The 13,896-nt window shown below is 72.9% G+C and carries 12 protein-coding genes and 1 tRNA gene; 6 read left to right on the forward strand and 7 right to left on the reverse strand.

Features of this window, described 5'->3' with window-relative positions; translation table 11 throughout:
* Positions 1-6 precede the first annotated feature (6 nt).
* The gene (gene pabB, locus SGUI_RS13110; protein WP_066641026.1) at positions 7-2,145 is read left to right on the forward strand and encodes an aminodeoxychorismate synthase component I; all 2,139 of its coding nucleotides are present in this window, start codon (positions 7-9) and stop codon (positions 2,143-2,145) included.
* On the opposite strand, the gene SGUI_RS13115 is transcribed toward pabB, so the two are convergent.
* Positions 2,075-2,461 (reverse strand): hypothetical protein, encoded by a 387-nt coding sequence (locus tag SGUI_RS13115; RefSeq protein WP_066641028.1) that lies wholly within the window; start codon positions 2,459-2,461, stop codon positions 2,075-2,077. The genes pabB and SGUI_RS13115 overlap by 71 nt on opposite strands.
* Positions 2,462-2,493: 32 nt before the next feature.
* Here SGUI_RS13115 and SGUI_RS13120 point away from each other — a divergent pair, with 32 nt between their 5' ends.
* Positions 2,494-3,336, forward strand: a complete 843-nt coding sequence (locus SGUI_RS13120; RefSeq protein WP_066641030.1) for an aldo/keto reductase — start codon at positions 2,494-2,496, stop codon at positions 3,334-3,336.
* Positions 3,337-3,440: 104 nt separating this feature from the next.
* On the opposite strand, the gene SGUI_RS13125 is transcribed toward SGUI_RS13120, so the two are convergent.
* Entirely contained in the window at positions 3,441-4,007 is a 567-nt protein-coding gene (locus tag SGUI_RS13125) for a YceI family protein (RefSeq protein ID WP_066641031.1), read from the reverse strand.
* A gap of 84 nt (positions 4,008-4,091) precedes the next feature.
* Here SGUI_RS13125 and SGUI_RS13130 point away from each other — a divergent pair, with 84 nt between their 5' ends.
* A complete protein-coding gene (locus SGUI_RS13130; RefSeq protein WP_237141358.1) occupies positions 4,092-4,553 on the forward strand; it encodes a MarR family winged helix-turn-helix transcriptional regulator in 462 nt (153 codons plus the stop codon).
* Between the two features lie 6 nt (positions 4,554-4,559).
* Complete coding sequence (locus tag SGUI_RS13135; protein WP_066641032.1) at positions 4,560-5,594, forward strand: FUSC family protein; 1,035 nt, start codon at positions 4,560-4,562, stop codon at positions 5,592-5,594.
* On the opposite strand, the gene SGUI_RS13140 is transcribed toward SGUI_RS13135, so the two are convergent.
* A complete protein-coding gene (locus SGUI_RS13140) occupies positions 5,545-6,876 on the reverse strand; it encodes a condensation domain-containing protein (protein ID WP_066641033.1) in 1,332 nt (443 codons plus the stop codon). The genes SGUI_RS13135 and SGUI_RS13140 overlap by 50 nt on opposite strands.
* A gap of 19 nt (positions 6,877-6,895) precedes the next feature.
* Here SGUI_RS13140 and SGUI_RS13145 point away from each other — a divergent pair, with 19 nt between their 5' ends.
* A complete protein-coding gene (locus SGUI_RS13145) occupies positions 6,896-7,690 on the forward strand; it encodes an alpha/beta fold hydrolase (RefSeq protein ID WP_066641034.1) in 795 nt (264 codons plus the stop codon).
* Between the two features lie 16 nt (positions 7,691-7,706).
* On the opposite strand, the gene SGUI_RS13150 is transcribed toward SGUI_RS13145, so the two are convergent.
* The 4 genes from SGUI_RS13150 to SGUI_RS13165 form a co-directional block, all read right to left on the reverse strand.
* Positions 7,707-7,779: transfer RNA gene (locus SGUI_RS13150), tRNA-Lys, on the reverse strand.
* 75 nt (positions 7,780-7,854) lie between these two features.
* Positions 7,855-9,993, reverse strand: coding sequence for an HNH endonuclease signature motif containing protein (locus tag SGUI_RS13155; RefSeq protein ID WP_066641036.1), 2,139 nt, complete (start codon positions 9,991-9,993; stop codon positions 7,855-7,857).
* 522 nt (positions 9,994-10,515) lie between these two features.
* Positions 10,516-11,091, reverse strand: a complete 576-nt coding sequence (locus SGUI_RS13160) for a hypothetical protein (protein WP_066641038.1) — start codon at positions 11,089-11,091, stop codon at positions 10,516-10,518.
* Between the two features lie 35 nt (positions 11,092-11,126).
* Entirely contained in the window at positions 11,127-12,353 is a 1,227-nt protein-coding gene (locus SGUI_RS13165; RefSeq protein ID WP_066641040.1) for an endonuclease/exonuclease/phosphatase family protein, read from the reverse strand.
* Between the two features lie 45 nt (positions 12,354-12,398).
* Between SGUI_RS13165 and SGUI_RS13170 the strand changes: the two genes are divergently transcribed.
* Entirely contained in the window at positions 12,399-13,871 is a 1,473-nt protein-coding gene (locus tag SGUI_RS13170) for a purine-cytosine permease family protein (RefSeq protein WP_066641042.1), read from the forward strand.
* The last annotated feature ends 25 nt before the right edge of the window (positions 13,872-13,896 follow it).

A 13,896-nucleotide genomic window follows, 5' to 3' on the forward strand; every position in this document is an offset into this window, starting at 1 on the left:
TGAGGTATGCCGGCCGAGGTCCTGCTGGTCGACCACCTCGACAGCTTCACCTACAACCTCGCCGACCTGCTCCACCGCGTCCTCGGCCGGCCCCCGGTGCTCTGGGGGCACGACCACCCGGCGGGCGCGCAGGACCTGCGCCGCTTCGCCGCGGTCGTTATCGGCCCGGGCCCCGGCCGCCCGCAGGTGGCGAGCGACCTGGGGCTCTCCGAGCTGGTGCTGCGGCAGAGCGAGGTGCCCGTGCTGGGGGTATGCCTCGGCCACCAGGGCCTCGCGCACGTCGCCGGCGAGGAGATCACCGAGATGGCGCTCACCCGGCACGGCATCGTCAGCCCGGTCGAGCACGACGGCACCGGGATCTTCGCGGGCGTCCCCTCGCCGGTCCGGGTCGTGCGCTACCACTCGCTGGAGGTGCGGGAACCGCTGCGCTCGCGGCTGCGGGTGAGCGCGCGGGCCGTGGACGACGGCTGCGTCATGGGCCTCGCCGACCCGGACCACGCGTTCTGGGGGGTGCAGTTCCACCCCGAGTCGGTGCTCTCCGAGCACGGGGACCGGATCGTCGAGAACTTCCTCGCGCTCGCCGGGGTGGAGAGGGGTCCGGAGTCGCCCTCGGCCGCGGTGGCGGTGGGCGACGCCATGACCCCGCAGCAGCACCGGGACGGTGGCCGGATGGTGCGGCTCCGGGCGGAGCGGGTCGACGCCGGTGACCCGGTGGACGTCCCGACGCTGCGGGACGCGCTCGTCGGTGACGCGCCGGCCTCGGTCTGGCTGGACTCCTCGGACGGCACCGGCTGGTCCCTGGTCGCCGACGGTCGGGGGCCGCTGGGCGGCGTGCTGAGCCACCGGGTCGGGCAGCGGCCGCCGCTGCTGGACCGGTTGGACGCCGAGCTGGACCGGTGGCAGCTCGACGACACCGACCACCCGATCCCGGCGCACCTGCCCTGGCGCCCCGGCCTCGTCGGCTACTGGGGCTACGAGCTCCAGGCCGAGACCGGTGGGTCGGCGGCGCACGTGTCGGCGACGGCAGCGGCAGCGTCGTGGCCGGACGCCTGGTTCATGCTCGTCGACCGCGGCGCGGTGGTCGACCACGTGACCGGTGAGGTCTGGGCGGTCTGGATCGAGGACGAGCAGGTCGCGCCGGAGCAGGAGCGCTGGCGCGGCGAGGTGGAGGCGGCCGTCCGGGCGGCCGAGGCGTCCACGGGTCCACGGTCGGTCCCGCCGCCGTCGGGCACCGATCAGGGCGGCGTCCGCTGGGTCGCCCGGGACGAGGAGGAGGCCTACCTCGAGAAGGTGCGGGCCGCCCAGGCGCAGATCGCCCGGGGCGAGTCCTACGAGGTCTGCCTGACGACGGCATACCGGGCGCACGCCCCGCACGTGGACGAGGCGCAGATCTACCGGGCGCTGCGCGAGGTGTCGCCGGTCCCGCACGGTGCGTGGCTGCGCACGCCGCACGGGAGCGTCCTCAGCGGCTCGCCGGAGCGTTTCGTGTCCGTCGCCGACGGGACGGTGGAGGCGCGCCCGATCAAGGGCACCCGTCCCCGGGGCGCGGACCCGCAGCAGGACGCCGACCTGGTTGCCGAGCTCGCCGCGTCGGTCAAGGACCGTGCCGAGAACCTCATGATCGTCGACCTGCTCCGCAACGACCTGCACCGGGTCTGCCGGTCCGGCAGCGTCCACGTGCCCGAGCTGTTCGCGGTCGAGACCTACGCGACGGTGCACCAGCTGGTGTCGACGATCCGCGGCGAGCTGGCGCCGGGCATGCGTGCCACGGACGTGCTGCGGGCCTGCTTCCCGGGCGGATCGATGACCGGCGCGCCCAAGGTGCGCACGATGGAGATCCTCGACCGGCTGGAGGGGCAGGCCCGCGGCGTCTACTCCGGCGCGCTCGGGTGGGTCGGGCTGGACGGGTCCATGGACACCTCGATCGTCATCCGCACCCTCACCCGGGACCCGGACGGGACGCTCGCCCTCGGGGTGGGCGGGGCGGTCACCGCGCTGTCGGACCCCGACGAGGAGTATGCCGAGGTCCGCACCAAGGCGCGGGCCGTGCTGGCGGCGGTGGAGCGGGCCGCGCTCAGTCCGGCTGGTCCGGGCCGATCAGCCACAGCTGCACCGGGAAGCGACCCGGCACGCCGTCCAGGGTGAGCAGCAGCCGGTCGTCCTCGTGGTGCCACCGGGCGAGGACGATCGCATGCTTGTTGTGCAGCGCCCGCAGCACCCGGCCCAGGTCCCCGGGCTCGGCGCCGCTCACGAGGAAGGTAGTGGAGTCGGCCAGCCGGAGCCGGCCGACCCCGGTCAGCGGACCCGGTGTGATGCCGCGCACGGGCACCCGCCGGGACACCAGCCCGGGCAGCTTGAGCTCGAGGTGCCGGGACGGGCGGGCCGGGGACGGGGGCTCGTCCGGAGGCCCCCACCACGGCGGATCGCCGCCGGGGTCGTCCGGAAAGGGGTCCCACGACATACGCCCAGTGTGCCCGACCTAGGGTGGGGTGTATGACGAATCAGCCATTTGTGACGCTCAACAACGACGTCCGGATCCCCCAGCTGGGCTTCGGGACCTTCCAGGTCGACGAGAAGGAGACCCAGCGGGTCGTGGAGGCCGCGCTGGAGGCGGGCTACCGCCACATCGACACCGCCGCCGGCTACTACAACGAGGCGGGTGTGGGTGCGGCGCTGCGCGCCAGCGGCCTGCCGCGCGAGGAGGTCTTCCTCACGACCAAGCTGCGCAACGGCGACCAGGGCCGGGACCGCGCCCGGGAGGCCTTCGAGGCCTCGCGCGAGGCCCTCGGCGTCGACGCGGTCGACCTCTACCTCATCCACTGGCCGGTGCCGAGCAAGGGCCTGGCGGGGGAGACCTGGGAGACCTTCCGGGAGCTCTACGAGGAGGGCGCCGTCCGCGCGATCGGTGTCTCCAACTTCCTCCCCGACCACCTCGCCCAGCTGCTCGCGGGAGCCGACGTGACCCCGGCGGTGAACCAGATCGAGGTGCACCCCTCCTTCCAGCAGCCGCAGACCCAGCAGGCCTCGCGCGAGGCGGGCCTGGCGGTCGAGGCCTACGCGCCGATCGGTCAGGGTGCCGACCTCGAGCTGGCCCCGGTGACCGAGGCGGCGGAGGCGCACGGCGTCAGCCCGGCCCAGGTCGTCATCCGCTGGCACCTGCAGGAGGGGCGCATCGTCATCCCGAAGTCGGCCACCCCCGAGCGCATCGTGTCCAACGCCGACGTCTTCGGCTTCGAGCTGGACGAGGCGCAGATGAGCGCGATCAGCGGCCTGGACACCCCCGAGCGGATGTTCCCCGACCCGCAGACCGCGGACTTCACGCAGTTCCGCAGCTGAGCGGCACACCGTCCCGGGCATGACAACGGCCCCGCCAGGTCACAGGGCCGGCGGGGCCGTCGCTCACCCGAGCAGGGGCAGGGTTGCCCGGGGAGTCCTCGAGCTCAGGCGGACTTGATCGCCGAGATCTCGAACTCAAGCGTAACCTTGTCCGCCACGAGAACGCCGCCGGTCTCCAGCGTGGCGTTCCAGGTGAGGCCGAAGTCCTTGCGGTTGACCACGGTCGAGCCCTCGAAGCCGATGCGCTGGTTGCCGAACGGGTCGGTCGCGGCGCCGGCGTACTCGAAGTCGACGGTGACCGGACGGGTGACGTCCTTGATCGTCAGGTCGCCGGTGACGCGCAGCGTCTCGGCGTCCACGGCGGAGACCTCGGTGGAGGCGAAGGTGATGGTCGGGTAGGTCTCGGCGTCGAAGAAGTCGGCCGACTTCAGGTGGCCGTCGCGGTCCGCCGAGCGGGTGTCGACCGAGGCCACCTGCATCGTGACCTGGACGCTCGCGTCCTGCAGGTCCGGGCCGGTGGTGGCCGTGCCCTCGACCTCGTTGAAGGCGCCGCGGACCTTGGTCACCATCGCGTGGCGGGTGGAGAAGCCGACGCGGCTGTGCGAGGCGTCGATGGCGTAGGTGCCGTCCAGGTCGGTGAGGGCGGTGGCGGTGGCGGTGGTCTCGCTCATGATGCGTTCCTCTCGGAGATGATTGACGTTTCAAGCATCATCGTAGATCTCCGTGACGTGTCATGCAACTGGTAGGATGAGGGTATGTCGTCCGCGCCGTCCGTCCCCTGGCTCGAGGAGTCCGAGATGGAGCTCTGGCGTGCCTGGCTGCGTGCGCAGACCGAACTGCCGGCCGCCATGGGCCGGGCCCTGCACGCCGACAGCGAGCTGTCGCTGCAGGACTTCGAGACGCTCGTGCGCCTCTCGGAGTCCGACGACGACCGGCTCCGGGTGTCGGCGCTCGCCGATGAGATGCACTGGGAGCGCTCCCGTCTCTCGCACCACCTCCGGCGGATGGGTGCGCGGGGCCTCGTGGAGAAGGTCGAGTGCGCCGAGGACGGGCGCGGGGCCTTCGTCGTCCTCACCCGGGCCGGTCGGGAGGCGCTGGAGGGGGCGGCGCCGGACCACGTGCGGACCGTGCGGCGGCTCTTCTTCGACGACATGGGGGAGCAGGAGCGCGAGGTCATCACCCGCTTCCTCCAGCGCGTGGTCTCGCGGACCTCCTAGCCCGTGATGGCGTGGCTGCGGCGACCCGATGTCGCCAGCGACCTGCTCCAGGTCGTCAAGAGCGTCGTCGCCGCCCTGGTGGCGTGGGTGCTGGCGGACCGCGTGCTCCAGCTGGAGCAGGCCTTCCTCGCTCCCTGGACCGCCCTGCTCACGGTGCACGCGACCGTCTACCGGACGGTGTCGCGCGGGGCCCAGGCGGTCCTGGCCACCACGGCCGGCGTCACGCTGGCCTTCGTGGCGGTGCTCCTGGGTGGGCGCGGCATCCTCACGCTCGGGATAGCCCTGCTCGTCGCCATGCTGTTCGCGCGGGTCGGCCTGCTGCGCGACGAGGGCGTCACCGTCGCCACGACGGTGCTCTTCGTCATCACCACCTCCTCCTCGACGGGGCCGGGCACGCTGCTGGACCGGCTGGGCGCCACGGGGATCGGCGTCGTGGTGGCGCTCGTGGTCAACGCGGCGCTGGCGGCGCCGCTGCGGGACGCGAGCGCCCGACGGCAGATCGCCGACGTCGACCGAGGTCTCGGGGACCTGCTCACCGACATGGCGGAGGGCATACGGGAGGGTGCGGACGACGAGCGCACGGGCGAGTGGGTGGAGCGGACCCGCGCTCTCGACAAGCGGCTGGAGAGCGCGTGGCGGCTGGTCTACGAGGCGGACGAGAGCAGGTGGGGCAACCCGCGGCAGCGGCGTCGTCGCGACGACCAGGAGCTGTCCCGGGTCCTCCGCCGGCTGGAGGAGGGGATCGCCCAGGTGCGGGGGATGGTGCGGCTGATCCACCAGTCCGCGGAGCAGGCGGAGGACTGGGACGCGATCTTCCGGGACACCTGGACCGACCTGCTGGCGGAGCTGGGGCGCCGGGTGGCGGACCCGGAGGGCGACGTCATCGCGCTGCGCGAGGACGTCGACGCGCTGGCCTCCCGTCTGTCCTCGGCGGACCTGGCCGACCAGCGGTGGCCGCTCTACGGCGCGCTCATCGAGATGAGCCGCGTGGTCATCGACATCGTGGACGACGTCGCGACCTCGCCCGCCGTGCGGGAGTGACCGCGCTCCGGATCTGGTGCTCGACCGCGTCCAGCCAGCGGGTGAGCGAGTCCCGCGCCTGCGGGGTGTCGGGGTAGCGCGCCCGCAGGTGCAGACCGTCGTCGGTGACGACGAACCACACCATGACACCGTCGGTCCGCATGGCCGCGGAGACGTACTGCGCACGGGTGGAGGGGTCGAGCCGGACCGGCAGCCGCCGGGTGTCCAGCCAGGACAGGGCGAACATGCCGGGACCCTCGGGCATACCGCCGTAGGGGGCCAGGATCGGGGCCAGGGGGTGGGACCCGAGCGTGGTCGCCTCGGCCACGGCCTCGCGTGCAGCCCCCGGGTCGGCGGTGCGGCACTCCAGCACCGCGTTGGTGATGAACCAGCCGACGGCGTCGTGCCAGCGCGGGTCGTGGCGGCTGTGGACGGGGAAGACGGCGCGCAGCGGTACCCCGGCCAGCTCCAGGCATACCTGCGTCAGGGCGGCCACCGCGACCGCGGTCGGCCGCGCGTCCTGCTCGCGTGCCGCGTTCTCGAAGGCGGTCCAGCCCGGGCCGTCGAGCAGGTCACGGACCTCGACGACCTCCTCGGGTCGGGGGTCCAGGTCGCCGAGGGGGAGGGGGAAGGTGGGCATGGAGCCGCCCCCGGCCGCGAGGATCTGCGACCAGCGATCGTGCACCTGCTGCGGGGCGGGAGGCGCGGTCTCGAGCTCGCGCGTATGCGCCGCGAACGCGGGAGCCTCGGTGCCGGGCAGGGTGTCGTCGAGGCCGGCGAGCAGGTCGCGGGCGAGCACGACGACGGACCACATGTCGACGTGGGCGTGGTCGGCCCCGACGAGCAGCACCGGGCGGTCGTCGCCGGTCGCGTCCGGCTCGTCGGGCCGGACGAGGCAGAGCTCGTGCGACGGCCGCGCGAACGGCTGGCACGCCGCGTCGAAGACGTCCCGGACGACGTCGCGGGTGGGTCTGCCGCCCGTCTCGTGCTCGCGCCAGGTGCCGGGGTGGAGGGCCGTCTCGTGCAGGGCGAGGAGGCCCGCGGGGGAGCGGGAGAAGGTGGTGCGCAGCGTGCCGTGGCGGGCGAGGACGGCGAGCCAGGCCTGCTCCACCTGAGCCGGGGTGGTGCCCGCCGGGAGCCGGAAGGAGATCGCCATCCACGAGCCCGGACGTGACCCGGCCTCGACGTGCCGGCGCTGGTCGAAGGAGATCGGCAGGCTCGCCCCGAGGGCACCCACCCGGGGTGAGTAGCTCTGGACGTGCCCGGGCGGCAGGACCATCATCCCCACGTTGGTCAGCCGCATGCGCTCGTACTCTAGGCGCATGCCGACATTCCGCGTGGGCGACGCCAGCCTGGACTTCGAGACCAGCGGTGAGGAGGGCCCAGTGGTCGTCCAGCTGCACGGGCTGACCTCCTCGCGCGACCGCGACGCGCACCTGGGGCTGGACCTGGCGCGGGCGCTGCGTGGGCACCGCGTCCTGAGGTACGACGCGCGCGGGCACGGGGGCTCGAGCGGGACGCCGCGACCCGAGCACTACCACTGGAGCCGGCTCGCCGAGGACCTCCTGGCGCTGCTGGACGAGGTGGCGCCGGGGGAGCAGGTGCACGGGATCGGACCGTCGATGGGGGCGGGGACGCTGCTCCACGCCGCCCTCGCCGACCTGGACCGCTTCGCGACCCTGTGCCTCGTGGTGCCGCCGACGGCGTGGTCGACCCGGCCCGCGCAGCGGGAGAGATACCTCGCCGACGCCGCGCTCATCGAGGCCGAGGGGGTGGGCGCCTTCGTCCACCAGGCGAGCACGGCGCCGGGGCCGCCGGCGCTCGCGGACGCGCCGGCGACCGAGCCGACGGTGGCCGAGGAGCTGCTGCCGACCATCCTGCGCGGGGCTGCGGCGACGGACCTGCCTGACCCGGAGCAGGTCGGCCGGATCCCGGTGCCGACCCTCGTGCTGGCCTGGGAGGACGACCCGTCGCACCCGGTCTCGACCGCCGTGGCGCTGGGGGAGCTGCTGCCGGTCAGCAGGGTGGTGGTAGCCCAGACGCCCTATGGGCTCATGGCCTGGCCCGGGCTGGTGGCCGAGCACGTCGCGGTGGGCGCGGGGCTGCGCCGAGGCTGAGCGGGCTCCTCCGCGGTGGGCCCCCCGGGGCTCGAACCCGGAACCTACGGATTAAAAGTCCGCAGCTCTGCCAATTGAGCTAGAGGCCCGGAGGTCGACGTCGTCCGTGGTGGTCGGCGTCGGCTCCGGCGTCCCAGGCTAACCGCTGTCCCGGCGGACGGTGCTCAGAAGGGTGGGGGCTCTCCGGGCGGGATGCGCCAGCCGGTGGTGCCGGGCTCGTCTGTGTCGCCGGGGTCCGGTTCGGGTTCGTCGGTGGTCGCCAGGCCGAGGACGGTTTCCGGGGTCGGGGTGTGGGGGTGGGCGCCGTCGCGGCGGCGACCGGAGTGGGTGCGGGTGACCCACATCCAGCCGGAGAGGGGGCCGCCGTGCTCGCCGGTGCCGGGGTGGTCGTCGGCGTCGGTGAGGAAGGCGCCGGGGCCGCGGTGCGCGAGGGCGGCGTAGAAGGCGCGGTTGAGCAGGTCGCGTCTGGCGTCCAGGTCCTCGCGCAGCGCTGGGTGCTCGTGGGTGCGGGCAGGGTCCAGCGGCACGGCGTGGTCGAGCGCCTCGGCCAGGTCGGGTGCTGCGCTGTACTGGCGGTAGTCGTGGACCCGGGTGGTCTCGGTCTGGCCGAGCAGCGTGGTCCAGGTGAGGTCGCGCAGGTCGTTGATCCGGGCGAGGGCCCGTCCGAGGGTCTTGAGCTGGTGGGGTGACTTGGCGAGGGCGACGAGGTTGGTCTCGGCCGTCGGGCCTCCGGGTCGCTCCGGTGCCCAGGGGGTGACGTGGTCGAGCTCGCACACGGTACCGGGTCGGCGGGTGCCGGGGGCCCGGGAGTAGACGTCGGCGGCCAGGACCTGTCGGCGCATGGCGGCGTCGGGGCGGTAGGCGGTGATGGACCGTTCGACGAGCCTTCCGTCGGCGGGGTCGGTCAGCAGCCGGGCCAGGGTGGTGCCGGGGGCCAGGGCGAGCTCGCGCAGGTGCCCGGGGGAGAGGAAGGTCGGGTGCCGCCCGAGCACCAGCCCCACGCCGCCCCCTCGCCCACGCGAAGCACGCTCACGACCATCACCGTTGTTGGGGTCGGCGAGGGCGGAGTCCTCCCCGAGGCCCAGGCCGTGGCCGTGCTCGGCGGAGGCAGAGTCCTCCCCGAGCCCGTGGCCGTGGTCGGTGGGGGCAGGGTCCTTCCCGTGGCCGTGGCCGTGCCCGGGACCGGCGACGGACGTCCCGGCGCAACGGGTGCACGCCGGTCGGCCGGTGAGCGCGTCCCAGGGGACGATGACCTGCAGCTCGATGGTCGGCATCCCGCTCACGACCCGGGCGATGCCCTCGAGATCGGGGGTCAACAGGTCGGCCCACCCCTCCGGAGGGCCGGCCACGTCGTTGCCGCAGGAGGGTGACCGGCCCAGGTCGCTCCCGACCGGCCCGTCTGGGCTCGCCTCGCTCCCGCCAGGTGCGTGCGGGCGCGGGTCGCTCCCGCCAGGTCGCTCCGGGCTCGGGTCGTTGCCGCCGGGCTCGTCCTGCGGCACGGGGAGTTGTCCGTGGACGAGCAGGGCCATGAGCACGTCGGAGCGCAGCTGGTCCAGGGTGCGCGGGTCGCCCTGCTTGCGCAGCAGGCGGGCGGCGCGCTCGACCCGGCTGTGCGCGGCGATGACCGAGATCGCGGGGCCGGTGGCCTCCAGGGTCGCGGTGCCGTCGTCGTGCACGGTGATCGTGGCCCGGCGGGCCCGGTAGGCCTTGCGCCGGCGTTCCCGCTCGGCCTGCGCGTCCTCACCCTCGGCCCGGGCGGCCTCCCGCGCCAGCGCCGTGGTGTAGTCGGCCTGGTGCCAGGGGCGCTCACGCAGGTCACCCTCGGGCGTCAGGCGCTCGGTGACGACCACGGCAGGGTCGGTCCCGAACAGGCCCTCGGCGACCAGGAGCGCCTTGTCGGCCTCGAGGGACCCGCAGCGCCGCCAGAAGGACCGCACCATCTCCCAGGTCACCTCCGCCCGGTCGAGTGCGCCGAGCACCAAGGTGCGCACCCCGTCCGGCGCGCAGGCCAGTCCCACGAGCTGGCGTGCCTCGGTGACGCCCATGCCGAGGCGGGCCTGCACCTCGGCGCAGGCGGCCCGCTTGGTCTCCGCCCGCCACTTCGTGCGCTGCCCCTGGCTCAGCTCCTCCACCGACGTGAACCCCTTCTGCGCCAGCACCGCCGCCCCGGTCACCGCGACGACCAGGCGGGCCGCCTCCACCAGCCGCGCGTCCAGCCCCGCCCGGGTCGCCGCCACGACACCGAGGGCCTCCAGCGCAGCATCCTCCGCGCACCCTTGCGGCTCGATTGCCGTGACCGCCATGACACTCACCTCCCCCGAGGAACCCTCCCACGCCCACCAAGGTGGTGGGCTGGTACGACCAGCATACTCGAACACCTGTACGAACACAAGAGCCGCGGCGATCTTTCTTGCGTGTGATGTCTCAGGGCATCGGTGGCAGTTCTGCACCAGGACTTTGGTGACGGTTGATGTGTCAGGACATCGGTGTCGTTCAGCCGTTCTTGGGTCGTGTGCCTGTGGGTCGGCCGGACGTACTCGATGCCGGCCCGGGCAGGCGTGACCGCGGTTCCGGTGCCGCCGCCGGGCCCTCGTCCACCGTGCGTCGCGGGATCGCGTAGAACGTCATGCGCGAGATGCCGTGCTCGAAGCAGAAGGTGCTCACCGCCCCGCGCGGCGCATCAGCCCGGTCCAGCAACACCACCCCGGGCCCAAGACCGCCCAGAAATGTCACCATCACACGACCCTGAACTTGTCACCCATGTCCTGACTCAGAACCGTCACCGATGTCCTGCGAGATGGCAGAGATCAACGATCCGCCGATCCTCAGAAGAGCTTCTTCCACCACTTCGGCTCGGTCTCGCCGGGGTCCAGCGAGAGGACGCGCACGCTGCTGACGGCGCCGTTGTGCACGATCGTGAGCCGCCACATACCCGGGTCCGAGACGCCCTCGTAGTCACCCTTGAGCTCGCTGAAGAGCGCGCTCCCGCCCGGCACGTCCACCCCGACGCCCCGCGGGACGATGACCTTGCAGCTGGAGAAGATGTCGTTGAGCCGCAGCTCCACGACGGGAGAGGTCACGACCGCCTCCCGCAGGTCCAGCACCGACTCGGAGAATCCACCGGAGAGCGTCAGGACCGCGGGCACCTGCCAGCGTCCGATCCGCTGCGTCGTGCTGAAGAAGGTCGTGATGCGCGCAGGGGTCGGCGTCGGCTCCCCGCTCCGGGCCGGCACCTCCGCGCGGCCGCCCGCACCCGCCTGCTCGGGTCGCCAGCCGGGCGAGTCCTCCGCCGCCGGCCCACCGATGATGGTCCTCGGCTGCTCGGTCTCGTCACCCGGCCCGGGCAGCGGGGGCTGCCCGCCCCGCGCGGACGGTCCGTTCTCCTCCGGCGTCCCAGTCATGACCCCAGGGTATGCCGTGGGCCGCGAGGGGCGGATCAGTCCCGGTGCAGCAGGCGCAGGTCCGCCCAGACCAGCCGGTGGTCGCTGGTGGGGAAGGGGTAGGTGCCCACGAGACGGAAGAGGGGGTCGTCCTCGGTCGGCCAGAAGACGCCGGCGTCGAGGATGGGCAGCGTCCGGCTCGGCAGCACGTAGTCCACCCGCAGGTTGCCCGGCTCCGGGGAGTCGGTGAAGTCCGCGGTGTCAAAGGCCGGGTCCGCGACGTGGTCCAGGTTGGCGCCACCCTGCAGCTCTGCCTGCTCCACGGCCCCCTCGCTGTCGGGCACCACCCTCGTCCGGACGTCGCGGCTGTCCAGGAGCTGGTTGATCGCGCCGTCCCGCGAGTCCCCGTCGACCGGGTCGGCGTTGTAGTCGCCGACGATGACGAAGCGCTCGAAGCGGCCCAGCCCGCCGGACCGGCCCTGGTCGTCGTAGATGTAGGAGGAGGCGCGCTTGCCCGCCACGTAGTCCGCCCAGAACCGGATCTCGTCGTGGTTGCGCCTGCCGTTGCGGTCCTCCTCGCCGTCGAAGGTCGGCGGCGTGGGGTGGGCCGCGAGCACGTGCAGGGTCCGGCCGCCCACCTCGACCGGCACGTCCCAGTGCGACTTGCTGGACAGGCGCAGGTCCTTGCGCTCCTTCGCGTCGTAGAAGCGCTTCGGGATGAGGTTGCCGGGCATGTCCTGCCAGCGGAACTGCCGGAAGGTGCGCACCTCGTCGGTGTCGATCGGGTAGCGCGAGTAGACGACCATGCCGTACTGGCCCGGGTAGAGCCCGAAGCCGTAGGCGTCGTCCGGCCCGCCGACCGTCCCGTCGTTGTTGAGGTCGTGGCCGCTCGGGACCCCGGTGTTGGACGGCGCGATATAGGCGTAGGGGTAGTCGACCGGCTCGGCTCCGCGCTGCCCGACCTCGAGGTAGTTCTCCCGGAAGAGATCCTCGTTGCCGGGGGCGTAGTCGAACTCGTTGACGAGGACGACGTCGGGCCGGGTGCGCTGGATCGTCTCGGCCACGTTGCGTGCCTGCTCGTCCTCGCCGTCGGAGAGGTCGCTCGTGAGCTCGCCCTCGGCCGACCGGTTCAGCGAGGCGTTGAAGGTCGCCACCCGGACGTCGCGGTCCAGACCGCCGCGGTCGCGACCGGACCGGTCCGGCGTGGCACCGGCGGGGGCGGCGAGGGTGCCGACGAGAGCGGTCGCCACCAGGGCGGAGAAGTATGCCGTGCGCGTCGTCATACCTTTCACCGTAGGGGTTGACCGGGTTTGTGCAAGAGTTCACCCATGAGCGAGAGCACCGCCACGGCGCGGCTCAGCGAGACCGAGCGCCGTCTCGTCGAGACCAACGGCATCGAGATCATCGACGAGACCGAGCGCACCGCACGACCGGCAGACCTGTTCTGGCCGTGGTTCGCCGCCAACGTCTCGGTCTTCGGCATCAGCTACGCCAGCTACGTCTTCGGCTTCGGGATCAACTTCACCCAGGCCCTGATCGTCACCGTCATCGGCGTCGTGGCCTCCTTCCTCGCCTGCGGCATCATCGCCATCGCCGGCAAGCGGGGCTCGGCGCCCACGATGGTGCTCTCCCGGGCCGCCTTCGGCGTCAAGGGCCAGAAGGTCCCCGGCGTCTTCTCCTGGCTGATCTCCATGGGCTGGGAGACCTTCCTCGCGATCATGGCGGTGCTCGCCACCGCGACCGTCTTCACCCAGCTCGGGTGGGGCGGCGGCACGACGACCAAGGTGCTCGCCTGCGCCGTCATCGCGGCCCTCATCGTGGCCGCCTCGGTCGCGGGCTACCACACGATCATGCGGCTGCAGTCGATCCTCACCTGGCTGACCGGCGCGGCGACCATCGCCTACATCCTCATGACCTTGGACCGGATCGACATGGCCGCGGTGACCTCCCGGGAGCCCGGCTCCGTCGAGTCCGTCATCGGCGCCCTGGTCCTGCTCATGACCGGCTTCGGCCTGGGCTGGATCAACATCGCGGCGGACTGGTCGCGCTACCAGCGGCGTGACGCCAGCGGCGGGGCGATCGTCCTGTGGAACACCCTCGGCGGTGCCCTGGCGCCGACCCTGCTCGTCCTCTACGGCCTCCTGCTCATCGGCTCCCAGCCCGAGCTCGAGGCGGGTATCGTCAACGACCCGATCGGCACCCTGGCCACGATCCTGCCGATCTGGTTCCTCGTGCCCTTCCTCCTGGCCGCGGTCCTCGCGCTGGTCAGCGGTGCCGTGCTCGGCATCTACTCCTCCGGCCTGACGCTGCTCTCCCTGGGCATCGACATCCCCCGCCCCGCGGCGGCCCTCGTCGACGGCACGATCCTCACCCTCGGCACCATCTGGGTCGTCTTCTTCGCCCAGAGCTTCCTCGCGCCCTTCCAGAGCTTCCTCATCACGCTCGGCGTCCCGATCGCGGCGTGGGCGGGCATCCTCATGGCGGACGTCGCGCTGCGCCGTCGCGACTACGACGAGCGCGCCCTCTTCGACCCGCGGGGCCGCTACGGCGACTGGAACTGGACCGCGATCGGCCTCATGGTCCTCGCCGCGCTCGTCGGGTGGGGCCTGGTCATCAACACCTTCGCCGACGCCGCCGCGTGGAACAACTGGCAGGGCTACCTGCTCAGTCCGCTCGGCCTGGGCGGCAAGGAGGGCACCTGGGCCTGGGCCAACCTCGGCGTCCTCGTCGCCCTCGCGATCGGCTTCGTCGGGTGGCTCACCCTGGGCCGCGCGATCGTGCGCCGGCAGGAGAACGACTGACCCTCGCCGCGGGTATGCCCGCCCC

Origin of the sequence: Serinicoccus hydrothermalis (genome assembly GCF_001685415.1) — a bacterium.
Lineage (GTDB): Bacteria > Actinomycetota > Actinomycetes > Actinomycetales > Dermatophilaceae > Ornithinicoccus > Ornithinicoccus hydrothermalis.

Coding starts and splice junctions, on each gene's coding strand:
- SGUI_RS13140 (WP_066641033.1), bottom strand. CDS start 6,876: ATGCGGCTGACCAACGTGGGGATGATGGTCCTGCCGCCCGGGCACGTC.
- SGUI_RS13120 (WP_066641030.1), top strand. CDS start 2,494: ATGACGAATCAGCCATTTGTGACGCTCAACAACGACGTCCGGATCCCC.
- SGUI_RS13155 (WP_066641036.1), bottom strand. CDS start 9,993: ATGGCGGTCACGGCAATCGAGCCGCAAGGGTGCGCGGAGGATGCTGCG.
- SGUI_RS13130 (WP_237141358.1), top strand. CDS start 4,092: ATGTCGTCCGCGCCGTCCGTCCCCTGGCTCGAGGAGTCCGAGATGGAG.
- SGUI_RS13135 (WP_066641032.1), top strand. CDS start 4,560: ATGGCGTGGCTGCGGCGACCCGATGTCGCCAGCGACCTGCTCCAGGTC.
- SGUI_RS13145 (WP_066641034.1), top strand. CDS start 6,896: ATGCCGACATTCCGCGTGGGCGACGCCAGCCTGGACTTCGAGACCAGC.
- SGUI_RS13170 (WP_066641042.1), top strand. CDS start 12,399: ATGAGCGAGAGCACCGCCACGGCGCGGCTCAGCGAGACCGAGCGCCGT.
- SGUI_RS13160 (WP_066641038.1), bottom strand. CDS start 11,091: ATGACTGGGACGCCGGAGGAGAACGGACCGTCCGCGCGGGGCGGGCAG.
- SGUI_RS13165 (WP_066641040.1), bottom strand. CDS start 12,353: ATGACGACGCGCACGGCATACTTCTCCGCCCTGGTGGCGACCGCTCTC.
- SGUI_RS13115 (WP_066641028.1), bottom strand. CDS start 2,461: ATGTCGTGGGACCCCTTTCCGGACGACCCCGGCGGCGATCCGCCGTGG.
- SGUI_RS13125 (WP_066641031.1), bottom strand. CDS start 4,007: ATGAGCGAGACCACCGCCACCGCCACCGCCCTCACCGACCTGGACGGC.
- pabB (WP_066641026.1), top strand. CDS start 7: ATGCCGGCCGAGGTCCTGCTGGTCGACCACCTCGACAGCTTCACCTAC.